We start from the raw sequence: 25,155 nt of genomic DNA, 5'->3' as shown, positions 1-25,155 counted from the left end.
TTAGGAGACTTAAACATGCATACAGCACAAAAAGGTTTTACATTGATTGAATTGATGATCGTCGTGGCAATTATCGGTATTCTGGCAGCAATTGCGGTGCCTGCTTATCAGAACTACACGTTGAAAGCGCGCTTTACTGAAGTGATCAACGGACTCACCCCTTACAAAGTAGCCGTAGAAGTATGTGCGCAAGATGGTACTTGTAATGCTGCCGGTGCTTTTGATGGTAATGTAAGCGTTGCTGCGGGCGTACCAAGTCAACAAGCTATTGACGCAGGCTTTCCTCAAGTCGGTGTTAATGTCGCAACAAGTCCATTTAACCCAACTCAAGTAACCGTTGCACTTGCCGCTCAACAAGCAACACTCACCGCAACACCCAATGTAGTTAATGGTATTACAGCCGCTGATACCATGCAATATATTGGAACACTTGCAGCTAATGGGAGGATTACCTGGGTTGTTGACAACGCAAATGCGGGTTGCCGTACGCGCGCAGCCGGCCCAATCTGCTAAAAACAAAATTCTACAAAACACTCCTTTCGGGGTGTTTTTTTATGGTATTAAAATGCAACAGCTTGCGTAGGCCCGATTAGCTTCCGTAATCGGGCCTACGCTTTTCCGCCATTCTTGCATTCCGAGTAATTTCCACATTCCCCGGAATTTCGTACACACAATTCCATTGTTTCACTCAAATCCCGGCTATTGTTATATCGTGATTGCGTTTTAACGTTGGGTTACACTTCGTCAACCCGGCCTGCTCCAGTCCACCTCCGGCCTTTCTGGTTGCCTCCGCCGGGATTGTTACATTTCGCGGGGTTTCGTATTTTAATCTCCGGTGATTCGCGTGAATCATTTCAACCCGGTTGACGCGGTTGCAGTCAGACGCCGTTCTAGTACAAGTACAATATGTTTAGCATAGCAATCATGCCGGCAACCCCGATGTTGTACGGTATCATGCCGTACGTACTGTGCACCGGGTGAACGGAAAAAACACGGGTACAACTGCATCGGGATAAATGAACGGCTGGCGGGAGCTGGCCGTGAGCGGCGAAGAACCGTTCAGGATTCAACCGCGGCAGGCAATACAGCGCCGGCTCTGTTCTCATCAAACAGTCGCAACCCTTCTTCACCGCTTGCCGCTTTTAGAATATTCAGACCGATTGTCTGCAGTTTACTGCCGCGATTAGCCGGGTCAGCGGATCGTCATCGATTACGATGACGGATGATGATGCTTTCAGATTAATGCGCCTTTGGAAAAGGACCAGTACTCTTTCAACTTGATATTGCCGTGTTCAGTGAACTTGTCAGCGTTCATGGCAAAGCGTGTCTTGCAGGAAATAGCCGTTCTATTGCCAAAAGACACAACGCAGTCCATGGATGCTGACAAGCTCACCCACAGGGCGTTACCGTGGTGTCCTGCAACCGCGTTGCAGTACTTGAAAAGGGAATAGCTCTTCCCTGTGTGCTTCGCCTTGTTGCATAACACCACGGTAACGCTGTACATGGCAATATCAAGTTGAAAGAGTACTAAGGCTGCTCAAGATAAGCCGTTAATGATGAACACGTTTGGGTAAATTGGTCCTGAATACTTGCCAGCGTCCTGCCTGAAGCATCATAACGCTGGCTGCGCGCTTCGTTCTCCACGTTGCGAAAAAGTTCTGCCAAATCATCGGCACCGATCTGTCCGCTACTGGATTTAAGTGTATGAGACGTCATCTGAATTGCTTCCAGATCACCCATGTTCCAGGCTTTCTCAAGTGCCTGCATTAATTTACCGGCATTTGCGAGGTACGTTTTAATCACCTGTCTGAGCAGTTCTTTACCATAATCCGCTTCAAGTAGCTGAATAGACAACAGCGCTTTAGAAAAAACAATGGATTCATCGACCTGTATCTGTATATCTTCTGCTTCCGAATTGGCTGCGTCAGGATGTTGCAGCCATTTTTTAAGTATGCTGTGCAAATCCCCCGGCTTGAAAGGCTTGGTTAAATAATCATCCATTCCGGCAGCCAGGCACATCTCACGGTCACCTTCGATAGCATTAGCGGTTAACGCAATGACAGGAAATGCGGATAACCGACCTGCCGCCTGCCGCTGCCTGATTTCACCGGTGGCGCTGTATCCATCCATTTCCGGCATCATACAATCCATGAACACCAGGTCATATTCTCTGTGTTTTAATGTTTCAAGCGCTTCCAGGCCATTGCCGGCAACATCAGCTTCGCAACCAAAACTTTTCAGCATTGAAAGCGCGACTTCCTGATTGACAGGGTTATCTTCAACCAGTAATACACGGCAATCAAGTTTTGACAATGCCTTCGACTGCGCACCGGATTTACTTTCAGTCCGCGCAGCATTGCTATCACTGCCTCCCAGCGCAAGCTTGAAGCATTGAAACAATTCGGTCTTCCGGATAGGTTTTGTCACATATGTCACGAATCCTATTTCTTTTGCATATACAGACTCGCCTTTGAAAACCGTTGAAGTGAGCATGATTAGCGGTATCTGAGCCAATACTGGATCAGCCTTGATCTGCTTCCCCAGTTCAAGTCCGCTCATGCCGGGCATTTTCATGTCGATAAGTACTAATTCGTAAGATTGCCGGATTGCCGCAGCTTTTCTTAAAGCCGCCAGTGCATTGGTTCCGTTGGATGCCGTTTCTACTTGCATACCCCACGACCGGGCGTAATTTCGCAGAATGTCCCGATTGGTATCGTTGTCTTCGACAATCAATAACCGGATATCGTGTAATGCCGGAATTTCTTTCTCCGACTCCGCGCACTCCATACTGTGCGCAGCTTGAAACGGCAGCGCAAAGGAAAACTCGCTGCCTGCCCCGGCACGGCTATTGACCTGGATGCAACCTCCCCCCATCAACTCTACCAGTTGTTTAGAGATCGCAAGTCCCAACCCCGTTCCGCCGTATTTACGCGTCGTAGAATCATCGGCCTGCGAGAAAGCCTGAAACAGGCATGGCACGATATCTTCACTGATACCGATACCGGTATCGCGCACATTAAAACGTATATAAAAAGAACCGGCATTATTTGTTTGCACCGGATCGGCCGCAGTTGCTTTCCGGCTGATATCAATTATGATTTCCCCTTCTTCTGTAAATTTAATTGCGTTCCCAACAAGATTACTCAGCACTTGCTTTATTCTTGTCGGGTCGCCCCTGACCCACGCAGGAATTTCCGGCGCAATCCGGTAGTTCAGTTCGAGTTTCTTGCTGTAAGCCCGTTCAGAAAAAAGATCGACCACTTCTTCGGCCAACTTGTATAAATTGAAATCCAAAGCCTCCAGCTCGAACCGCCCGGCCTCGATTTTGGAAAAATCGAGAATATCATTAATAATGGAAAGCAATGATTCGCCAGAATTATGCAGCGTATTTACAAAACGAAGCTGTTTTTCGTTCAGCGGGGTTTCCAATAGTAATTCGGCCATACCCAGCACGCCATTCATCGGGGTACGGATCTCATGGCTCATATTAGCCAGAAACTGAGATTTGGCTTTGTTTGCCGCTTCCGCAGCTTCTTTCGCCAGACGTAATTCCAAGGTGCGCTCTTCGATTTTACGCTCGAGATGGAGTTGATGCTGTGCGAGCTCATTATCTCTTTTTTGTATTTGATCAAGCATCTTGTTGAAGGTATCCACCAAAACGCTCACTTCATCCGTATTGGTCTGCCTTATCACGCGAAATGAGTATTGCCTTGAACCGGCAACCTTTTTTGCTATCTCCGACAAATTGGTAATCGGCCGTATGACATTAGATGTCATACGTCGCACCATGAAGCCAGCCAGCAAGAAAACCGCCAGCACGATGGAAGTAAATATAGCCAGGTTCTCGCCTAATTGCGACCACATCCTTCCCAGCCCATATCGCAATTGCAGATTTCCTATGCGTTCCTGCCCGAAGATTACCGGCTGATCGAAATTTATCTCATGAACAGGAAGCCAGTCAGGAAGCCCGTCTTCCTCGTTGTTTTCAAATTGCGCAATTACCTGGTCGTCCTGATTAGTAACGGTAGCTTTCAGAATAGAAGATATTTGCTTTAGGGACTCAATAATACCCTGAGCGCTCTCGTGATCGTTAAAAGCCAGCGATGCCTGCAAATTATTTGCCGTTACTCTTGCAAGGCCGGCAAGCTGGTCCTCCGAGGTACGCAGCGAACTTTTTATTTCGTTGTTCGCAACCAGGATAAAAACAAGCAGTATCAGAAGCAGCAGACTAATAAAAATAATCTGCAGCAACTTGCCTGCAACTGAATGTTTGTTCAATAGATTCATTTTTCAATTTCTGCAAATTTATTCACTGGGGGATCGTCTGCCTCGATGCTGCTATCAGGTATTACCGGCGACCCGCAATCAGGCCGCATTCATTTTGAGCATTTACTGTTTTTATGGAAACGGTTCCGAATTGACACCTGACTGACATATTCAACTAATTCGATACAGATCATTTAAGCGAAAACATTTTAAATACAACCTCCGGAATTCTTGAGTCCCGCAGTTCAATATCGGCATACCTGGTTAAACATTAAGTGGTGAAGCGGCTCTGGATAGATGCCGCAAAGCTGAGCTAATGACCCGGCATATGCATGCCGGCTGGTCACCAGAAAAACTGGCGAACAAGTAAACAGATGTTTACAGCTTATTTGTTCGCCCCTTTCTTATTTATACCGATCTCAGATCAATCGTGCAGATCGTCCGCCAATACCGCCCTGTCATGCGCCCATGCGCGCAGTTTGCCGATCCGTTCGGCCATCACCACGGACAACGGGCGCGTGCGTTCAAGCTCATGCAAAACATCGGTTGAAGTCAGCGCATGCTCTCCATCGCGCGCTGCCGCTTCAAAAATAGCGGCAATCACCGCCTGTTCGATTTCGGCGCCTGAAAAGCTGCTGGCATTTGCGGCCAGTGCAGCCAGATCGAATGCTGCCGGATCAAAACCCCGCTTTTTCAAATGAATGGTAAAAATCTGTTCGCGTGCCGCGGTGTTTGGAAAATCGACAAAAAAGATTTCATCAAAACGCCCTTTGCGAATAAGTTCAGGCGGCAGTGTCGAAATATCGTTCGCTGTTGCCACGATGAACACCGGCTTTGCCGCATTACTGCGTTCGGACAGCCAGGTCAGGAATGTACCCAGTATGCGGCGCGACACGCCGCCGTCCTGCTCGCCTCCGTTTCCACCCAGCCCCTTTTCAAGTTCGTCGATCCACAGCACGCACGGCGCCATGCCCTCTGCAGCAGCCAGCGCGGCGCGCAGATTGCGTTCGCTCTCGCCGTAAAACTTGTTATACATCGCGCCGAAATCCAGACGCATCAGCGGTATGTTCCACTCGCCCGCAACCGCACGTGCGGCAAGACTTTTGCCGCCACCCATCACGCCAAGCAGTAAAATTCCCCTGGGCCGGTCAAGCGCTGCGGTCTTTGGATCCAGAAACGGTTTCTGACGCAATGCCACCCAGTGTTTCATGCGCACCAGCCCGCCGATGGCGTCAAACTTGAATGAAGACTCCTCGAAACCCAGTACGCCTTCCCCTCCCAATGCCCTGTGTTTGATCGTAAGAATGCGCCGAATATCGTCCTGATTAATTTCTCCATCCGCGCGCAGCGCCTGACGCACCAGACGGCGCACGTCTTCAAATTCAAGCCCGAGCAAATGCATAATCAGCAAATCAACCGTGCGGCGGTCACCGCGCACTTTATCGCCGTTTTGGGTGTGATACAACTGTGCTTCGCTGACAACGACCGACCGGATATCGTCACGTGTCGGCAATTTCGGCTTGAAATGTCCGGCCAGCCGCAGCAGCTCCGAAGGCACATCTTCCAGCACCGGGCTGACGAACACCAGTGTACGCGCACAGCTTGCATGGTCCATGGCGATCTCGCGAATCAGACGTACCGCTACGGCATCCTTGAATCCGGGGTGTGCGTCGCACAGGACATAAACGCCATTCTGAGACGACTTATCGATATGCCTCAGACAGTCAATCAATTCATTTGTCTGATAAATAGCCTTACCGTGATCGCCATTTGCACTGGCGGCAAACTGACCGGTACCGCCGCCTGTTCCAGCAACGCGGCCGAGCCCGTCTACGATACTCCACCGCATCATCAATTGATTTTCCAGACTGGATGCCTGTGTCAGCAGTTTCAGAATACGCGGCTCTTCATGTGTCTCGATCAGGATCAACGGCACCCTGGCGCGCAGCAAGGCTGAAAATTCGTTGATTTCGGCGGGTTCGTTCATCATTATTTACCGTAAAGTCAATCATACCCATGCAACGACTCTGGCCCGTTAAATCTTGAACGATTATGTAATAAAAGCGAACCATCAGTGAAATAACCGCAGCTTGCGCAGACCCTGCACTGTTTATTATTCACAGGATTAACCCGGTGGGATGGACTCCTCTTCCTAAACCGTCATCGATGCGGCAGACTAGCCCGGGCTAGCCTTATCTGATTGACGCTGACTCCGGGCAGGAATAGAAAAACGCCCGCAATTTATATGCGGGCGTTTTACAGTATATGCTTCAGGCAAATAACGAAAAAGCGCTACGCTATGCACTGAGCCTGATCCAGCGTCCTTCTGAAGGTATGCGGTTGGCGTCTAAAATAAACAGTATCCACCATCCCGGAGGCGCTATATTTCCGTCAGGCGGCGCAACAACGTCGATGCTGGCGATTCCCGCAGCGTCTATGACGCATTCCACGCCGCGCTGTGTCATGTTAAAGCCATGTGTGACAGCGCCTGCGGCCATCAGAATAACCTCGCTTATATCGGCAGCATTGGGCGTATCGATGGTAAATCCCGTACCGTAATTAATCATAGCCGGGCTGCTGGTGATTGCCGGTCGGGCCACCTCAAAATATCCGGGATAGAATCGCTCATGGTTAGTCGGCGCACCACCAACCTGCGGGTCGCCACCGAAAATCAGGCTGCCATCGGGCATCATCACCATCGAACTGTGATATCCGCGGGCATGCTGCATGACAGGCCCTAATGTCCAGCCATCACCGGGATTCAACGGGTCGTAAATTTCTGACGGACCGCCATCTACACCGTTACTGATCCCGCCCGCAACAAAAATCCGGCCATCCGGCAACAATATACTGTTCACTTGAAACGGTCTTGGTTCATTAAGGTTTGGTAAAGACTGCCAAGCAGGAACAGCTTGCGACAGATCGATAATTTCTGCCGTCTGTTCGGTCGTTGGCGTGTTGCCACCAATAATGACTACTTCCGGCTTATAGCTGGGCGGCCGCAGCATGAGCATGACTGCCGTGCCTTTTTCGCCGCCAGTGCTGCGATTACCGTTGATGGTCGGAAAGGTTTCCAGGGTGGCCGCCGCATTGTTCCAGTCAAAACGGTTTGATGGATCGTGCGGTCCGGCAATGAACAGCTTTCCATCCGGTTGCAAGAAAGTCCATGGATAGTAAACATGGTGATTCATTGCAACCGGCATGGCCAGCGGTGCGCTCCAGGTAGCGGCGACAGGGTCGTAGACTTCAATTGATTTTGACGCCGATCCGTACAGGGTCAATATCTTGCCGTCAGCCAGTGTCAGGGTGGTTGAATAAAAACGGGCGTCGGCCGTATCGGCTGTCGCTGACCAGGTTTCGGTTGCAGGATCGAAAAGAAAGCTCTTTTGTTGTCCTGCCGTCAATCCGCCGTGTGCGATGAGCGTGCCCGCAGCATCATCAAAAAAAGCATGCTCTCCTGACCAGAGATTGGAAGAATTAAGATTATGCCCCGGCAGATCGGCCGGTTGATTTGCCGGTTGACTGTATGCACCGGTCGCCCAGTCAAAGAGCCTGCTTTGATCTGCATCGGTGTATCCCCAATACAGCATTTTGGTTGTATTCGGCAAAGGCATTGAATGCATCATGGTAACTTCCGGTGCGCCGGGAATTTCGATCCACTCGCCTTCTCCGCCTTTCATGCAGCGCTGCAGATCAACATCCGGGCAAGCGTTGGCGCCATTATAGGGAAGTAAATTTGTGGTTTGCTTCAGTTCATTTGCCAATTCTTCGGTTAACCACAAAAACTGACGCGCGCGCACGATTCCAATCATGCCGTTCATCATATGATGATGCACATGACAATGGAAAACGAAGTCGCCTTTAACCAGATAAAGACGGGCATCCTTTGGCTTCGGCCATTTTTCCTGCAGTGCTTTGAATTTTCCCGTGAGCAGCATCACCTGTGGGATTGTCGTTTCCACCACAAAAGATTCGGCCGGACTGAGCGCCCGGGTATCCTGGTTTTCATGACCGACGAATTTCCAGCGCATCGCGTGGGTATGGAAGTTGTGGAATTCATGGCCGAAATCCAGATTAAACACATACCAGCGAATACGCTGACCCGAAAAACCGAGAATTGTCGGCGTGTTTCCGGAGAAAGCGCGTCCGTTAAGGCAGTGGCTTTGCACCGCGCCACCATCAACCGACGTGACCGTGTGATGCTGAACACTGTGGTTTTCCCAGCGCACGGTGCCGCCTACTCCTACAGTAATTTCTTTGGGACTGAAGTCCATTGGCGGACCGTCGACGATGTTTACCGTCACACTTGCCGGACCGCCAGCTACGACGTGAACGGTGCCGGTCATAACCGGATGAAATTGACAAAAATAATCAAAATCTCCAGCCACCTCAAAAGTAAACTCGAAAACCCCGACCAGTTCCTCAAGGTCGCCGCTGTCGAAAACAGGGTCGGCATCCGGATTCATCATTATATGAAGAAACAAAGGCGCATGAATGGGACCGAATAACGGAAACAAGTGCCTGAATGAAAGCGCATCATTATTTATCAGCGCTTCACTGACGGAAGCAGATTTTATTTTTGCATCAGAAGAAAACTGTTTAATACTGTCATCGACCGCTTCAATACCCGATATATAGGACTGCGAGAAACAGCCGTTATCCGCATTTTCCAACTTGCGGCCCAATTCAAGCATAACATCTTCATTCTGCGCCAGATTATTCTCAGAAAACAACACCGATTCGATCCATTCCTTGAGAAAATCAAGCTGATTTTCAATATGCATTCTGGAATTTTCCGGTAAAGCGTCTAAACGCGCTTTTTTCCGGTTAACCCGTTTTAACACTTCCTCGGGAAGCGCGGCGAGTTTCGGTGGAATCACAAAACTTCCCGGTGGCCTGATACCTTTCGGCAGTACAACGATGCCGCCAAAAAGCCCCCGATTAACGCTCACCGACACTTTCCGCCAGTGATCGTGGAACGGCCATGCACCGATGGAATCATCGGCCACAGAGAATGTATATGTCCAAGTATCGCCCGGGCAGATTTCATCGGAACGGCGGCCATCCTCTGCATGAACGCCGAATGGGTAGGCGCCATCCGAATCTATGCCATAATCAAGGCCGTGGACGTGAAAAGCATGCGGCGCGTTATCACAGTTCCACACATGAATTTTAAGAATCTCGCCGGGGTAAGTATAGATAACGGTGCCGGGCACACGGTGATCATATACCGGCTCGTTGATGTCATTTCGAATTAGTTTATCGACCTTTGGCAAAACATATCCGGCGTCGAGATATTCCCGGTAGGTTAATGCAGTAAGCGAGCGGGCTTTGACTTCGGATGCCGGAATCGTTCCGTCCAAGTGTCCTTCACCGCGCATGCAATCACGTCTGTATTCGATCGGAGGCGGCGCCTTTTCATCAGGCTCCACAGGACTGTAGCCTTCGATCTGTTCGATTTTCAAATAAATGTTACGTTCTGTCATGACAATCTCCTCCTGCCGGTCAATCAGTTTGTCAGCAACATCGTTTTTTGACCGGCTCATACTATTGAAGCCGTTCTGGCTTATCGTGTTCAATCTATCATTTGCAGCAATTCATCCATATGAAACGGATAGACTCGGTGCAACGGCAGGGGCCGTGGATTTGAATGTATTTGATGATAACGTGGCAGATTTCCGCAAGCATAATCTTCGTCGTTGCGGCGATCCGGATAGTGTCGGTTATCTGGAAAATCCAAGCTATCGTACCTGCGGTTCTTATGCGCACTATCTGTTTCATAATAAAGTTTGTGTTTGCTTTTAAACATGTTGACTACTCCTTTTCCAACAAGGCTGTCTATACCTGTTCTTTTTATTCCCCTTCTAAAATAAGTATTGAACCCTGTCGAATCACAAAATTTTTCTCATGGCTAAGGGTAGCAGCGTATTGCGTCACAACGATGTGAGAATCCTCACTTGACACGCAAATTTGAACAGGAAATATAGATTCTCCAGCAGCACAACGTGGAACTGTTCGCCAGCATGTCCGGGTGTACAAAGCGGGTACCTGCAGCGAGCGGAAATTGGAGTGTTTTGTCAATTGCCCTCAATAGTGATTGAGGCTTTTATTCGCAATAAAAAGGACTCTTGAGCATGAATCTTCAAAAAAGAAATTCTGTATGGCGAACACTCTGAAACTTACGCTCCGTTCAAGCAAGCCCGCGATGATTTTGCCGCTTATAAGTGCTGTAAGTAAGCATTGTTTTCTTTGTTGGCCGATAATTTTCGGATTATCGATTGTGTTTGAATGCCAAAGTTTGAAGTGTAGTGGATATAAATACGCATAGGTCGAGTAAGCCGGAGGATTTCACAATTATACAGTTTAATTTACAGTCCCTTACAGTCCCATTTCACCCCCAGCTTCTCACAGACTCCGTACGTGAACCTCTCGATTCATACGGCTCCTGCCGGTCATCCCATTAGCGCCTCTCAATGCTAATACTACATGCAAAGCATACATACACTCCTCCCCGAACCGGGCTGGCAAGTGCTTTGCCCGAGCCAACACATCCCCTTCACTCCATTTCCATTACAGAAATTTCATCGCTAATATGGGATGACCCGCCCCTCATACATGCATTGATATTTTCCCCCTTCGCGGGTTCCGCTTATAAGGCCAAACCAAATTTTCATTCACGATTAGTATAATTCAGCACCAACTTGCAGGCGATGAGTCATACCGGACTGAAAACTTGTCTTCAAATCCGCGATGACACAACCATCCACAGCTCATTAACAGCAAAATGCTTGTTAATTTATATTCAGTAATGATTCAGTTTAATCACCATACAATTCAATCATGAAAATCGAAAGTATGTGACTTACTTTCGGCTGACGCGCGGAGCAGGCAAGATCAAACAGACAAAAACTTTCCTGCTGCGTGTATTTCAAAGATCAGGCTGAAAAAACAATTCAAATACCTGATACATTTTTGGAGGCGCATCATGAATGCAAAAAAATTTTTAATCGCGTCTGCTCTAGTCGCCACGCTGTTTCTCAGCGGATGTGCAACCCCTCCCTACTACAGTGGAGGGGGTTACTATGGAAGTGTCGGCAGCGGCCACAGCGGCCACAGCTACCAACCAGCATTCTACGGCGGGACGCGATACTTCGGCGGCTCCGGTCGTTTTTATCGTCCTCATAAACACTATGGTGCTGGACACGGACACATCCGCGGCGGCCATAAGCATTTTCGAGGCAGTCACGGATACATCGGACGTGGACACTCACATTTCAGAGGAGGGCGCAGAGGCGGCAGTTTTCGGGGCGGGCATAAACAATTCCGCGGTAGTCAAGCACATGCCGGACGCGGGCACTCACACTTCAGAGGAAGGCACAAGGGTGGTGGTCACAGAGGCGGCGGCCACCACCGTCACTGATTGATACGACATCCATTCCTGTCCAACAAATAACTTGCTATTACGTCAGAATGGTTATTCATGCAATAATTGGGAGATGAGCAAGCTATATTTGCTGTAAAATACCCGGTCAAGATCTTCACTCAGTAAGTGTAAAAGAATACCGTGACCACGCACTATTCCGACGACGACAATTCACCAAACAAATCAACAACCTCACTTTCCTATCGCGATGCCGGCGTCAATATTGACGCCGGCAACGGCCTGATACAGACAATTAAACCGCTTGCCAAACGTACGTTACGCCCGGAAGTATTGACTGGCATAGGCGGGTTTGGCGCATTATTTGAAATTTCCAGAGAATACCAAAATCCTGTACTGGTATCAGGCACTGACGGTGTCGGCACCAAGCTAAAACTGGCTTTCGAATTGCGCCGGCACGACACTATTGGCATTGATCTGGTAGCCATGAGCGTAAATGACATTTTGGTATCTGGTGCAGAACCACTGTTTTTCCTCGATTATTACGCTTGCGGCAAACTCGATGCTGATACAGCGGCGGCTGTTGTCAGTGGTATCGCTACCGGTTGTGAGCTGGCCGGCTGCGCATTAATTGGCGGTGAAACTGCGGAGATGCCGGGTATGTATCCTGCGGGTGAATATGACCTGGCAGGTTTCGCGGTGGGAATGGTCGAAAAAGAACAGATCATCAACGGTGCTTCCATACAAACTGGTGACGCAGTAATCGGTTTGGCTTCGAGCGGCGCACATGCAAACGGCTATTCATTGATTCGTAAAATCATCAGTACAAACCACATTGATTTATCGCAGGATTTTTACGGCAAACCGCTCAGTGATATTATCATGGCGCCGACGAGGATTTATGTAAAACCACTGTTGGCATTGATGAAACAACTGCCTGTTAAAGGTCTTGCGCATATTACCGGCGGTGGTTTAATTGAGAACCTGCCACGCATCCTCCCAGCTCACGCTGCTGTAAAACTGCGCACAAACACCTGGGATTTACCGGTACTCTTCAAATGGTTGCAAAAACAAGGGCAAGTAAGCGATGATGAAATGTTCCGTGTTTTTAACTGCGGTATTGGTATGGTCGTAATAGTCGGTGCCGATCAGGCAGATACCGCCATGCAAAGTCTTCAAGAGGCCGGTGAGACGGTTTACTTAATTGGAGAAATAAAGCAACGTATGTCAGACCAACCTGCAGTCGTGCTGAACTAAACACCTCTAGGTACGGTTTTCATGAAAACCCTGGTCATTTTAATTTCCGGCCGTGGCAGCAATATGCAAGCTTTGCTTGATGCCAAACTGCCTGTTGATCGTATCATCGTAATCAGCAGCAATCCTGCCGCCGTAGGACTCGAGACCGCAGCTAATAACCGTGTGCAAACGGTATGCATTAATCACCAGACTTTTTCTGATCGCTCAGCATTCGATACTGCACTGGCTGATGAAATTGACCGTTATCAACCAGACCTGATTGCGCTTGCCGGCTTTATGCGTATACTCACAGACGATTTTGTTCTTCATTATCATCAACGGCTTATGAACATTCATCCATCCCTGTTACCGGCATTTCCAGGATTGCACACACACAGGCGCGCGTTACGCGATGGTGTAAAAATTCATGGCTGCACGGTTCATTTCGTAACGCGGGAACTCGATCATGGTCCTATCGTAATCCAAGCGGCCGTTCCAGTGTTTTCCGATGATACTGAAGAATCATTGGCCAAACGTGTGTTAGAACAAGAACACCAAATCTATCCCCAAGCGGTACGCTGGTTTCTGCAAGGCCGAGTCAGACTTTCTGCCAACGCTGTAACGATAGCCGATAGCCGCGTTCACAATTCGGTGATCTACTCACCCGGGTTGCAGGAATGAAGGTCTCTCGGGTCTTTATTGGTTTCTGGTGGATAAGTTTTTCAGTCTTGTCAGCAGAAAACAATCCGGGCACTGAAAACAGCACTGCGGCTGATTCATCGGCACATATTCATATCAGTTACATCGTTAAAACCGGTATCGGCCACGGTGAATTGAATGAAACAGTTGATATCAACCAGGAAAGCGATGTACACACATTTAGCATCACCAGTAACGCGCAAGCGACCGGCATTTTCAAGATAATCAACCCCGGCAGTATTATCAGGAGCAGTCAAGGCATTGTAACCGAAAAGGGCCTGAAACCCACCCGTTACTCTGATCAGAGAACAAACAGTAATTCAAGTTTGGCGCTGTTTGACTGGGAAAAGGAGATCTTAACGCTTAAACACGGTACTGAAGAAAAACAGACGCCTTTGCAAGCTGGCACATTGGATCGATTGAGCCTATCGTACCATTTTATTTTCTCCTGTACACATGAACTACAGGCGGGAAATCTTCTGGGTATCCATGTGACTGACGGACGCAGTCTGCAGTTGATGCAATTTAAAATCAGCAGTGAGAAACTCAGTACACCGCTTGGCGAGTTGGACACGATAGTATTGACAAAACTGCGTAACAGCGACGACAAAATACAGAGAAAAATATGGCTCGCGCCGGACTATCACATGATACCAGTGCATATTCAATCCGTAGAAAAAGATGGCCTGGACGTTGATAAAATGATCGCCGAACTACATATCGACTACGCAACTGACATAACCTGCTGTACACAATAATTCTGCTACACGAATGCATATAACACCTGCGCAACTGAACAAAGCAGTTACTGCCATCCAAATGCTGTTGCCCCTCGAATATCCTGCAGATGCCATTTTAAGGCGTTTTTTTCAGCACAATCCAAAACTCGGCGTGCATGATCGTGCTTTTATTGCTGAAACAGCATTTGGCATGCTGCGCCATCGATTTTTTCTGGAGCGGTGTATTAATCCGGTCACACCCCGCTCGTTGCTGCTTGCATACCTGGTCCGGTTTCGAAACGTTGATATACGCAAATTCAAAAGCTGGGCTCAGGATTCTGAAATGAAATGGTTACAGACTCTCCATACGATCGAACTGAAATCTCAACCGCTGACTGTCCAGGCAGAATTGCCCGAATGGCTGATTGAGAAACTGAGGCGATTCATGTCAAATGATGCCATACTCAGGCTCGGGCTTTCGCTACAAAACGCCGCGCCGCTGGACGTACGTGTAAATACATTGCTGACCAAACGCGAGCATGTTCTCGAGACACTCATAAATGAGTGCTTTTCCGCAGAAGCAACATCCTTTTCTCCCTGCGGTATCCGCTTGCACAGCAAGCCTGCAATCAATCGTCACCCACTTTTTTTATCCGGCAAAATTGAAGTACAAGACGAAGGCAGTCAATTACTAGGTTACCTAATGGCGCCAAAGCGTGGCGAAATGATAGTGGATTTTTGCGCTGGCGCTGGTGGAAAAACGTTACTGCTCGGTGCACTCATGCATTCGAAAGGCCGTGTATACGCTTTTGATATTAATGAAAAAAGATTAAATAATCTGAAACCGCGCCTCAAACGTTCAGGATTATCCAATGTGCATATTCAACGCATTGCCAACGAACACGATCTTAAAATAAAGCGTCTTGCAAAAAAAATCGACCGGGTGCTGGTTGATGCACCATGCAGCGGTTTGGGAACACTACGCCGCAACCCTGATTTAAAGTGGCGCCTGACACCACAAAGCATTGAAGAATTAAAGGCTAAACAGTCCTCAATTCTGTCAGCAGCGGCTACCATGGTAAAACCGGGAGGACGATTGGTGTACGCAACCTGCAGTTTTTTGCCTGAAGAAAACCAGCGCATAATTGAGAATTTTCAATCAAGCAATGCAGAATTCGATTTGCTAGACTGCTCCGAACTGTTGGCAGAGCAGAAAATTATGGTTAATACCGGAAAATTCCTACAGCTATCGCCCGACACACATAAGACTGATGGTTTTTTTGCAGCTGCGCTAGAGCATAAAAAACGATAGCATCAAGCTCTACATTCTGACCGTGATAACGAAAATATTTTAAGCCGCCCTTTTGTTATCGGCAGTATGTAACAATACGGGCAAAATGACTAATACGCACACCAGCGTCAACACAACACCGACCAGCAACAGCAGTCCCATACTGGCGGTGCCCTGATGTTGCGAAAAAATTAGACTGCCAAAGCCGGCCATCGTCGTTAATGCACTATAATAAATCGCGCGCGTTGTACTGGTATGCAGTAAATTTTCATACGCCTCCCCATTATTGCGACTTCTGTGAACCATATGAACGCTGCAATCGATTCCGATACCCAAAATCAGCGGCAAAGCAATTACATTGGCGAAATTAAATGGCAAACCCAAAAATACGGTTACCGCACCTGTAAACAGTGCTGCAAGCAGTAGCGGCAACAAAACGAGCACGGTCGATTTTATATTTCTGAGTAGTATTAGCAATGCGACTATAACCCCGATAAATGCCAGTGAGAAGGCATGTATAAACGCGTCCACCACTGCTTTACCGGCCTCGAGGCTGATGACGGGCACACCCGTTGCGCCAGGCGTTATATGCTGAACCGCACGCACAAACTGTTTCAATGCATCGTTGTCATCGATATTCTCAGTTGGATAGACCGCAATGCGGTAGACGCCATTTCCGCTCAGCCAGTGCATTCTGACTGACTCCGGGATATCCCGCAGTGTGAACGGCAAAGCATTTAAAGCAAGCTGCAGGCGCTGAATGGACACAGGCAGTAAATGCAGCAAGTCGTGTTCAACCGCGGACAGCAGCTTTTGCTGTGCTAAATCTTCAGTAGGTGTATCCAACTGTGATAGCAGGTTAAGTATTGATGTATGCAGGTTTTTTGCCGCACGGGCGGAGGTGTGCGCAGGCTGCTCGTCAAGAAAGCGTGCCAGTGCGCTTTGTAAATTCAGTAGTGCTGCTCGCTGCAAATCCACATCTATGCGTTCTTGGGTAGTCGACGCAAATGAAATCGGCCCGAGTGTCATCGCCATCTCTGCGATCAAGTGAAGTTTTTCTTCCTGATCATCGGGTACAAAATCCAGTATGGAGATGACTTTATCCACTTCCGGTAACTCGGATAGCTGTTGAACGAGTTGTTCGGTCTCGCTACGGCTATTCGCCAGGGCAATAATATGCCACGGCGAGTCCTCTGCATTCTCCAATAAATCACGGAAAGTCATCACAGATTCCGCTCGCGGATCGTTCAGATTGAGCAGATTATAATCAAATCGTATCTTCGGTAACGCGAATACCGAAAGCAACACAGCCAATACCGTCAAAAGATAAACGCTTTTTCGGGCATGTATCGGCCATTCCAGGGCTGTATGCAGCGGCTGAACAGAAATCAGCGGTTTGATGGGCCGGATCGGGAAGAATCGTTGTAAAGCAGGCACAATCGTCAATGTTACCAACAGACTGATAATCATGCCTGAGCCGGAGATCAAGCCAAGCTCCGCAACACCATCGTAGGATGTCGGTATAAATGCATAAAAACCGATTGCCGTGGTTATCGCGCAGATTGTCAAAGCTTTTCCGATATCACTACCTGCTGTGGGCAGCGTTTGAATAACCGGAGCACCGGTTTTTCTGATTTCTTCGTGTCGCAACAAAAAATGTATTGCATAATCCACGCCCAGTCCAATGTACAACACTGCAAAGGCAATTGAAATCAGATTCAAATGACCCACGGCAAACGTCGCAAAGGCAGCCGTTAAAATAAGTCCAAGCACGAGACTGAACATGACCGTCATGATTGCGCCGGCAGTGCGTAATGCCATCAGCAAAACTGCAATAACCAGAACCAGCGCCAGTATTCCGGCATCTTGTGCGCCGCGCATGGCGCTGTGCAGTTCATCATACGCGAGCGCCGCTTCGCCTGTAATACGCAATTGCTCAGGCGCATCGCGTGTTAAACCGATGTCCAAGGCCGCCTCACGCACGGCATTCAACGAGTGCTCGGCGGCGAATAACTGCGTATAGTCATGTTTGGGCCTGGTCAGGACCAGCTCCTGATACAAACCGGTTTGTTGTTCTGCATCTAACAGTATTTGCCACGATAGCGCACGTGGCGCTCCCGCAAGCCGGGCATCCAACGTTGCACTGATACTGTTGAACACGGTATCAAGTTCCAGATTTCTGCCTTTGCTGACCTCATTTACCGCCTCGGTCAATACCGAAGCAAACGTATTCAGTGTCAGATTCTCAGCCAAACGCGCAATCAACGGTTGAGCTGTGGCAAGCTGATCGGTAATGGCCTCCAGTTCGGGAATGCTTTTAAAAAGCAGACCGTTTTGTTCAAAGAATGAATCGCCACTCAAATAACTGGCTTCGTAGAAATGCGTTCTGTCATTCTGAAGGTAGCGGGTTAACCGTTTAGCGGCCGCATGTGCTTGCTCTGGTGTAGGCGCATCCACTACCAGCAGCAGCGCATCTTCGTATTGTGGAAAAGCTTCTTTGTAACGTTTGTGGTTAACACGAAAAGGTACATCTTCTGACAGCATGTCCGTTGTATCAGTATGCACCCCAAGATTATTAGCGGTATACAGCAGACTGAGTCCAGCCACGACAACCGCCAAGACAATGAACCAAATGGCTTTTTGATAGGAAAAGATTGTCCAGCGTGTAAAAAAACGGTTACCTGCGCCATTTGAAATCTTCACAAAAAATCCTTTTAAGCACGCACATTCCTACAACTTAATAGTGATAAGTTGACAGCGTCATCAGGCATTGGTTGATTCGATTATTCGCTGTGCTCAGCCTCTGCGATTTTGACATTTAGCATATCTATTAATGACTGAAACCCTTCACGCTGCAGGATTGACCGATATTCACTACGTTTAATTGCCAGATCACTCACGCCATCAAATAGAATGTTGATAATCAGCCATTGCTTTGCAGGTTGATGCAGCACATAATCAAAACTGACAGCACCACCATCGCTCTTGATAAGCTGACTACGCACCAGTTCTTGATCTCGCGGCAAATCACGTTGCTCAATAAACTCAAATTGTTCACCATTGTATTGTTTAAACCGGCCAGCATATGTCGCGATACTGAGTTGACGGAATGTTTCTATGATTAGATTCTGTTCAGATGCATCCAGTTCATGCCAGAGAGTTGCACCAAGAATTGTTTTGATAATCAATTCAATATCATGTGTCTGGTTGATCACCTGCGTTAAGAATTTCACACGTTCCGAATAGCGCATTTGCTCGCCCTCACGCATAGCTTGCAATACGGACTGCTGCAAATAAGATACCACAGCGCGTGCACTATCCGGTTCGGGTTCATTTGCGCGCAAGACACCAGCAAAGGCAATCAAAAATAACGACAGCATCACAACAACGTTTGAACCCAGCACCCAGCTTTTTTTTCTAATAGTCTGTTTTGCTTTCATATTGACGGTCTTTCCAGCGTGCGCGTTCGCCACGCCAATAACGTATTGCAGAAGCCCATGTCATGGCAAGATAAAGTGTGCCAATAACTGGCAACGTCAATACCCAGAGTGGTGAACGATGATAATAAATCAGAGTTGGTCTGTATGCCAAGTACATGGCCGACCATGCGATTGCACTGATCATATAAGTTTTCAGATCCGGCAGCAACAAAAATACGAATGGCGCAAACCAGAACATCGATACCATCATCGCGGTACAAAATATCAGTAATAGCAACGAATAATTCAACTGGGTGTACGCTGTTCGCGATACCATTTCCCAGATCGTATCCAGTTTATGATAACCACGATGAATGCGGGCTGAATGACTTAACCCTATCCAAATTTTGTTACCCGCATGTTTGATACGTGCAGCCAGCGTACAATCGTCTATCAGTGCATTATGTAGACTGCCGAAAGCGCCTACCAAGCGCAGTGCCCGCGTTTCTATCAGTATGCAGCCGCCCGCAGCGGCAGCCATTCGGGAAGCAGGTTTGTTAGCCAGACCAAAAGGATATAGCTGTTTGAAGAAAAAAATAAATGCAGGCATGAGCAAGCGTTCCATACTGTTGTTTAGAGGCGGCGCAGCCATCAACGACACCAGAACACATTGCTCATTTTTTGCTTTTTTTAGCAGGGTCGCAATAATACCGGGCGATAAAGCAATATCCGCATCAAGTAATAATGTATAAGCGGTACGCACTTCCCGCAAACCTTGCTCAAGCGCCCAAAGCTTGCCGCTCCAGCCCGCTGGCGGGGCGGTCCCAGTTATAACCTGTGCACCGATCTTCCGGGCCAGCTGTGCAGTAGCGTCCGTAGATTGATCATCAATAACAATGATCTTTATACCGGTTCCCTGAATCTTGACAGTTTCAAGCGTATAGTCAATAAACTGTGCTTCATTGCGCGCGGGAATCAACACGGTAACATCGCCAAGATTCTGCGGCAATGACATTTGTGATTCAGGCTCTATTTGCTCACCAGTGCCTGCCGGGCGCCAAGGAAACAGCAGTATCGACCACCAGCCAATAACACCCAGCGCAGCACTCAACAACCCGACCAACAACGGATCAACCATAAAAAGATTATTATCCCGGAAGAAACTCAGTGCACTGATGCTATTTACTGATCACACCGCACGACGATACTGCCTGCGGGCATTGGCACCATCTTTCAAAGTTGATGGCTGCTTAATTATTTATTTGTAATCGTAACGGCAATGTCCCTCAGCTTTTTGTCTTTCTTCCCCGCCTCAGTAGCCCACTGCGGTATGGGTTCCGCAACCATTTCACCGGTCGTTTTTGGACCCTTAACAGAAGTTACAAAAGCTTTCCAAGGATGGCGTAATGTATCTTCAACTGCAGTGGCTTCATAACCACAATGCGCCATACACTGGGCGCATTTCGGATTGTTGGCGTTGCCGTATTTCTCCCACGGCGTAGTATCAAGCAATTCCTGAAATGTAGCGACATAACCTTCATCAGCCAGAAGGTAACAAGGTTTTTGCCAGCCAAAAACATTGCGCGTCGGATTGCCCCAAGGTGTACACTTATAATCCTGATTGCCCGCCAGAAAATCAAGATAAAGCGCTGAATGATTGAGCCGCCATTTACGTTTCAGTTTTTTACCTAATGCAAAAATACCGCGAAATAATTTTTTCGTATCGGCACCCTTAATAAATACATCTTGCTTCGGTGCATGCTCATAACTAAATCCAGGCGCAATTGTTGCACCTTCTACACCGAGTTCCATGGCATAATCAAGGAATTCGACAACATCTTCCGGCGTTTCGCCCTGAAATAAAGTACAGTTAACTGTAACTCTAAATCCTTTTTCAAGTGCAATTTTGATAGCCTCAACCGCGCGGTCAAACACACCCTCCTGACATACTGAGGCATCATGCCTTTCTCGCATGCCATCCAGGTGTACCGAAAATGTTAAATAAGGCGATGGAGTATAGTCATCAATCCTTTTTTTCAGCAGCAACGCATTGGTACATAAATAAACATATTTTTTTCGTTCAATGATACCCGCAACAATTTGCGGCATTTCTTTATGCAGCAAAGGCTCGCCGCCAGGTATGGAAACCATAGGTGCGCCACATTCATCAACAGCCTGCATACACTCATCATACGACAGCCGTTTGTCCAGAATTTCTTCCGGGTGTGCAATTTTTCCGCAACCCGCACATGCCAAATTACAACGAAATAGCGGTTCCAACATTAATACCAGTGGATATTTTTTAACTCCCAAAATCTTTTGCTTCATCAAATAAGTGCCTACAGTGATTTGTTGGCGTAAGGGTACTCCCATGGGAAAAACCTCCAAGATCTTGAATCGATTGCAGTAAATAGTTGCAAATAACGCTAAGCTTTATGCGTCAGAAAGAAAGATACTAAACGTATCAATCTATGACAAATGCATACAATCGATTAATAAATGTATTTATACACACCCGGATTCGAAAACACCAAAATTTAAGTATTAACTATCCTGATAATGAATGCCGGGATTATATCGCATTCCTATATTGAAGCAGAAATACCAGCCCATGTTATTCTTATTCGCTGTCAATACAGTTTTCTCAAAACAAACAACGAAACAGTTAATTGCTGAAATTTAGCGTATGATAGTAGCCTCTTGTATGATTTGTATAAATACAACACATACCTGGGTAATGCCATTTTTAATGGCGTTCATAGCTGCAGCCTTCTACTATTTAGAATGGGCTTTATTTTTAGCTCATATTCTTTTTCCTTGAAATATTCCGGCTAGCACCCCAATATTTTAGTTACTGATGGAGTGCCATCGACAGGTTAATACAACCGCTTAAAAATCTACACCAAGCATTCGCAAAGTTTCCTTGGTGAGCTCACCCGTTGCAAGATTATTGTCTTGTTGAAAGTTTTCGATGGCAGCTAGTGTTTTTGGTCCACTGATACCATCGACTGGCCCTGGGTTATAACCGGCGTTGGCCAATGCTTGTTGAACACGACGTATCAGATCAGGTGTTGCTGTCACAACTTCTTGAGAGTCTTCAAATACTTCAGCAGCCGGATCTACAATTGTCGCTTCAAGTGTTTCTGCCGCATCCTCTTGCATTCCACTGACGGTTTTTTCAGCTTCAGTAGCCATTTCTTCCGCAGCACCCATCATCATATCGGCCGCTTCGCTCGTTTTTTCCGTTACAGCTTCCATCGATTCGTTTGCTGTTTCTGCAGTTGCATCAAAGGTATCGCTTGTAGCATCGGATAAGTCATTAAGAATTCCTTCCATGGAATTCATTTCCTCTTCCAGATCGATATTACCAAACGGCTCGGTATCCTCCGCATTTTCATTGTCGACTACCCGTTCAGGCTCAATGATTGTTTCTAAACTTTGAACTGGCTCATCTGCCGCCATTCCCTGATTTTGATTTGTCGCATCTTCAGGCTCGTTACCGCAGCCGGATAACAATCCAGCAGTAAACAAAAAAACCACACTGACTGATAGAACTTTGATTTCGCTTAATTTCATTGGCACCCTCCGTACTTATGGAACATAAACAACAAACGATAACGTTCATATTGTTGCACTTATAATTAAAAATATTTCATTGGATTAGTTTGTTATCAAGCCACTGAAAACGACTATGTTGTCACGCTGCTTTGCTGCGTAACGAATAATTTCAAGCATAAATTCAGAATTTTCAGCTTTTTCCTAACTTACTGTTTGTCACGGAAACATTTTTCAGCAGCTCGTTTACTATTAACGAAAAATCTTCAAATTCGCCTACTGCTCGGCAATAGACTAATTTATATTGCAGCAAATTACCAATTTTTTTATTCTTATCAACTCACAATCTATAAATTGTACTGTGTTCGGTAATGAAAACATATTTATCCAGCAAAAACCATTTGTGTTTAATTGGCGGTGGTCACACTCATGTGATGGTGATCAGGCAATTACTAGCAAAACCACTGCGCAACACAGATATTACATTAATCAGCCCGGATGCACATACAGCCTACTCCGGTATGTTGCCGGGCCTGATCGCGGGTCACTATTCATTTGAAGAATGTCATATAAATTTACACCGTCTTTGCCAATGGGCGGGAATAAAATTTGTTCGCAGCTCTGTCGAGAGGATCAATCTTGATCTGCAGATCATTAATTGCTCAAGAATTCCGCCAATTAAATATGACCTGTTATCAATTAATATAGGCTCACATCCTGCTATACATGGCATTCGAGGCGCAGAAACTTACGGCCATGCAATCAAACCCGTTGGTAATTTCTTACTACATTGGTCTCTTTGGCTTAAATCTCATGCCGGATCAAGACGAAAACGACATATTGTCGTGATCGGTGGTGGTGCCGGAGGCATTGAAGTATTGCTCGCCATGCATTATCGTTTGCAAAACACAACAACTTTAGATGCCTCATACACACTTATTAACGCGGACTCGACTATTCTCGCCGCGCATAATAGCGCAGTACAAAATTTTTTTATAAGGCATTTGCAGTCTCTGAACATTACAGTAAAAAATGGCCGTGTCGCTTCAATTGATCGGCATCTGCTGCATTTACAGGATGGCTCGTCCCTGGAATATGATTTTGCTGTATGGGCGACACATGCCGGCGCATATTCATGGCCAGCAGAAAGTGGTTTAAGATGTAACACTCAGGGCTTTATAATGATCAATCAATATTTGCAAAGCATCGAACATCACAATATATTTGCCGCAGGTGATTGCGCCGCATTTTTACCAAAAGCACTACCAAAAGCAGGCGTATTTGCAGTGCGACAAGGAACCGTGCTCTCAAACAATATTATCGCAACATTCACACAAAAAAAGCTTATTCCATTCGAACCACAGCAACGATTTTTGAGTTTATTAACCACGGGCAGAAAGCATGCAGTGGTGTCACGAGGTTTGATTTTCTTGCAGGGAAAATGGGTCTGGCATTGGAAAAATTACATTGACCGAAAGTTTATGCAGCATTTTCACCCATAACCGTTAACCGCACCAAATTATTGCACCTCATTTTTGCACATTAACAAATGGAGATATCTCTTGCAACCACGCAATTTATTTTCACCGCCAGTATAATACGTTGCACACACTCACTTGAATTAAAGCCTGTTACCAACAGACACTATTCCTGCATGCACAGTTAAATTACTTCCGGCAGAGCCGGAGGCTTATCGCCTGAATCCATCAAAGATGGCAGTTTGTTAGCTGCCTAAAGTTTCACGCTTTTTTAGCGCATTAATCCGCAGGCACCGGCAAGGCGTGCTGAAGAAACGAGCAGCGTTAGAAGTTTGGAGGAAAGTTGGGACTTAATCTCGCTCCTGCTTCCGATGCAATTTGAAATTTACTGTAAGAACACAGCATTAAATTTGTTTCCTGAAAGAACATGTGATTGAGTTTAATAATTTCAGGAATTGTGGCGGTGTTGGCTGTCGGCCATGGTGAAATAGCACCAGCTATGACCCCGCCATCAATAGGGCAGAATCGAAATTTATCCTTTGGATACAGCTGGATATGGTTGCGACAACGCGTAATTTTTGTTATCATTCCGGTGTTTAAGCAATTGAAATCAATAATCAATCTGGTTTGTCTATACACTCCTGGCCATTATCGCGCATTTTACCTTTCACGTACCGTCAATCTGCTGCGGTGCCTGCAAACACTGTTTAGGCTATCGCATAGCCAGCGTCGATACACATTCATGGCTTCATCAAAACTTCCCTGGTCAGTCCTGTGGGCTGCGTTATGATCTTTAATACCGTTAACTGATAAATGAAAAGGCCTGGCTTAACCAAAATTGTCACAATAGGCTTTTCTCTAACTTATTGAGTAATACTGGAGAATAAGGCAACGGTCCATTGTAATTTTATCATCTTGGCAGCGCGAAACTGACACGCTCCAGCTCCAGGCTTTGTCCGTATGAATGAAGACAAGCCTTATGCGCACCAGGACCGGATTCGCGGATCTGTAACAATACCTAATGGTTTCACTTAACCAAGATTAATAGTAACCCCAATAGTCAAGACCCGCTGTTGTGTTTAAACTTGTTTTCAAGATGAACAAGTTTATT

The 25,155-nt window shown here is 47.0% G+C and carries 16 protein-coding genes; 8 read left to right on the top strand and 8 right to left on the bottom strand.

Annotation, left to right across the window (positions count from 1 at the left end):
* The first annotated feature begins 15 nt into the window (after positions 1-15).
* Positions 16-513 carry a pilin gene (locus BMY60_RS01110; RefSeq protein ID WP_090330550.1) on the top strand — a complete coding sequence of 166 codons (498 nt, stop codon included), beginning with the start codon at positions 16-18 and terminating at the stop codon, positions 511-513.
* A 1,014-nt stretch (positions 514-1,527) separates the two neighbouring features.
* On the opposite strand, the gene BMY60_RS01100 is transcribed toward BMY60_RS01110, so the two are convergent.
* From BMY60_RS01100 to BMY60_RS01090, 3 genes are all read right to left on the bottom strand, one after another.
* Entirely contained in the window at positions 1,528-4,287 is a 2,760-nt protein-coding gene (locus BMY60_RS01100; RefSeq protein ID WP_090330547.1) for a response regulator, read from the bottom strand.
* A gap of 403 nt (positions 4,288-4,690) precedes the next feature.
* Positions 4,691-6,253: an AAA family ATPase gene (locus BMY60_RS01095; protein WP_218141593.1), complete on the bottom strand. Its 1,563-nt coding sequence runs from the start codon at positions 6,251-6,253 to the stop codon at positions 4,691-4,693.
* A 310-nt stretch (positions 6,254-6,563) separates the two neighbouring features.
* Positions 6,564-9,752 (bottom strand): galactose oxidase-like domain-containing protein, encoded by a 3,189-nt coding sequence (locus BMY60_RS01090; RefSeq protein ID WP_177166532.1) that lies wholly within the window; start codon positions 9,750-9,752, stop codon positions 6,564-6,566.
* Here BMY60_RS01090 and BMY60_RS15595 point away from each other — a divergent pair.
* The 6 genes from BMY60_RS15595 (at position 9,751) to BMY60_RS01060 (ending at position 15,613) form a co-directional block, all read left to right on the top strand.
* Positions 9,751-10,071: a hypothetical protein gene (locus BMY60_RS15595; RefSeq protein WP_177166531.1), complete on the top strand. Its 321-nt coding sequence runs from the start codon at positions 9,751-9,753 to the stop codon at positions 10,069-10,071. The genes BMY60_RS01090 and BMY60_RS15595 overlap by 2 nt on opposite strands.
* Positions 10,072-11,251: 1,180 nt before the next feature.
* Positions 11,252-11,686 carry a hypothetical protein gene (locus BMY60_RS01080; protein WP_143057319.1) on the top strand — a complete coding sequence of 145 codons (435 nt, stop codon included), beginning with the start codon at positions 11,252-11,254 and terminating at the stop codon, positions 11,684-11,686.
* Between the two features lie 144 nt (positions 11,687-11,830).
* The gene (gene purM, locus BMY60_RS01075) at positions 11,831-12,904 is read left to right on the top strand and encodes a phosphoribosylformylglycinamidine cyclo-ligase (RefSeq protein WP_090330540.1); all 1,074 of its coding nucleotides are present in this window, start codon (positions 11,831-11,833) and stop codon (positions 12,902-12,904) included.
* Between the two features lie 21 nt (positions 12,905-12,925).
* On the top strand, positions 12,926-13,564 hold the full coding sequence (purN, locus tag BMY60_RS01070) for a phosphoribosylglycinamide formyltransferase (RefSeq protein ID WP_090330539.1): 639 nt from the start codon (positions 12,926-12,928) through the stop codon (positions 13,562-13,564).
* A gap of 47 nt (positions 13,565-13,611) precedes the next feature.
* A complete protein-coding gene (locus BMY60_RS01065) occupies positions 13,612-14,340 on the top strand; it encodes a DUF3108 domain-containing protein (protein ID WP_177166530.1) in 729 nt (242 codons plus the stop codon).
* Positions 14,341-14,353: 13 nt separating this feature from the next.
* Positions 14,354-15,613, top strand: a complete 1,260-nt coding sequence (locus BMY60_RS01060; protein ID WP_090330537.1) for an RsmB/NOP family class I SAM-dependent RNA methyltransferase — start codon at positions 14,354-14,356, stop codon at positions 15,611-15,613.
* A gap of 39 nt (positions 15,614-15,652) precedes the next feature.
* Here BMY60_RS01060 and BMY60_RS01055 read toward each other — a convergent pair whose 3' ends face one another.
* The 5 genes from BMY60_RS01055 to BMY60_RS01035 form a co-directional block, all read right to left on the bottom strand.
* Entirely contained in the window at positions 15,653-18,295 is a 2,643-nt protein-coding gene (locus tag BMY60_RS01055; protein WP_090330535.1) for an MMPL family transporter, read from the bottom strand.
* Between the two features lie 80 nt (positions 18,296-18,375).
* On the bottom strand, positions 18,376-19,032 hold the full coding sequence (locus BMY60_RS01050; RefSeq protein WP_256250611.1) for an ABC transporter substrate-binding protein: 657 nt from the start codon (positions 19,030-19,032) through the stop codon (positions 18,376-18,378).
* Positions 19,010-20,149, bottom strand: a complete 1,140-nt coding sequence (locus tag BMY60_RS01045; RefSeq protein WP_090330534.1) for a glycosyltransferase — start codon at positions 20,147-20,149, stop codon at positions 19,010-19,012. The genes BMY60_RS01050 and BMY60_RS01045 overlap by 23 nt, the downstream gene beginning before the upstream one ends.
* Positions 20,150-20,265: 116 nt before the next feature.
* The gene (hpnH, locus tag BMY60_RS01040) at positions 20,266-21,384 is read right to left on the bottom strand and encodes an adenosyl-hopene transferase HpnH (RefSeq protein ID WP_090330532.1); all 1,119 of its coding nucleotides are present in this window, start codon (positions 21,382-21,384) and stop codon (positions 20,266-20,268) included.
* Positions 21,385-21,900: 516 nt separating this feature from the next.
* Entirely contained in the window at positions 21,901-22,587 is a 687-nt protein-coding gene (locus tag BMY60_RS01035) for a peptidoglycan-binding domain-containing protein (RefSeq protein WP_256250610.1), read from the bottom strand.
* Between the two features lie 350 nt (positions 22,588-22,937).
* Between BMY60_RS01035 and BMY60_RS01030 the strand changes: the two genes are divergently transcribed.
* Complete coding sequence (locus tag BMY60_RS01030; protein WP_090330531.1) at positions 22,938-24,068, top strand: FAD-dependent oxidoreductase; 1,131 nt, start codon at positions 22,938-22,940, stop codon at positions 24,066-24,068.
* Positions 24,069-25,155 lie beyond the last annotated feature (1,087 nt).

Source organism: Nitrosomonas sp. Nm51, from assembly GCF_900111165.1.
Classification (GTDB): Bacteria; Pseudomonadota; Gammaproteobacteria; order Burkholderiales; family Nitrosomonadaceae; genus Nitrosomonas.
The sequence above is the reverse complement of the archived record's forward strand: the minus strand, read 5'-3'. Positions and strand labels throughout refer to the sequence as shown.

What these genes read in the sequence shown, in the direction of transcription:
- BMY60_RS01030 (WP_090330531.1), top strand. Translation starts at nt 22,938, where the DNA reads ATGAAAACATATTTATCCAGCAAAAACCATTTGTGTTTAATTGGCGGT.
- BMY60_RS01080 (WP_143057319.1), top strand. Translation starts at nt 11,252, where the DNA reads ATGAATGCAAAAAAATTTTTAATCGCGTCTGCTCTAGTCGCCACGCTG.
- BMY60_RS01090 (WP_177166532.1), bottom strand. Translation starts at nt 9,752, where the DNA reads ATGACAGAACGTAACATTTATTTGAAAATCGAACAGATCGAAGGCTAC.
- hpnH (WP_090330532.1), bottom strand. Translation starts at nt 21,384, where the DNA reads ATGGGAGTACCCTTACGCCAACAAATCACTGTAGGCACTTATTTGATG.
- BMY60_RS01050 (WP_256250611.1), bottom strand. Translation starts at nt 19,032, where the DNA reads ATGAAAGCAAAACAGACTATTAGAAAAAAAAGCTGGGTGCTGGGTTCA.
- BMY60_RS01035 (WP_256250610.1), bottom strand. Translation starts at nt 22,587, where the DNA reads ATGAAATTAAGCGAAATCAAAGTTCTATCAGTCAGTGTGGTTTTTTTG.
- BMY60_RS15595 (WP_177166531.1), top strand. Translation starts at nt 9,751, where the DNA reads ATGACAATCTCCTCCTGCCGGTCAATCAGTTTGTCAGCAACATCGTTT.
- BMY60_RS01060 (WP_090330537.1), top strand. Translation starts at nt 14,354, where the DNA reads ATGCATATAACACCTGCGCAACTGAACAAAGCAGTTACTGCCATCCAA.
- BMY60_RS01045 (WP_090330534.1), bottom strand. Translation starts at nt 20,149, where the DNA reads ATGGTTGATCCGTTGTTGGTCGGGTTGTTGAGTGCTGCGCTGGGTGTT.
- purN (WP_090330539.1), top strand. Translation starts at nt 12,926, where the DNA reads ATGAAAACCCTGGTCATTTTAATTTCCGGCCGTGGCAGCAATATGCAA.
- BMY60_RS01095 (WP_218141593.1), bottom strand. Translation starts at nt 6,253, where the DNA reads ATGAACGAACCCGCCGAAATCAACGAATTTTCAGCCTTGCTGCGCGCC.
- BMY60_RS01110 (WP_090330550.1), top strand. Translation starts at nt 16, where the DNA reads ATGCATACAGCACAAAAAGGTTTTACATTGATTGAATTGATGATCGTC.
- BMY60_RS01100 (WP_090330547.1), bottom strand. Translation starts at nt 4,287, where the DNA reads ATGAATCTATTGAACAAACATTCAGTTGCAGGCAAGTTGCTGCAGATT.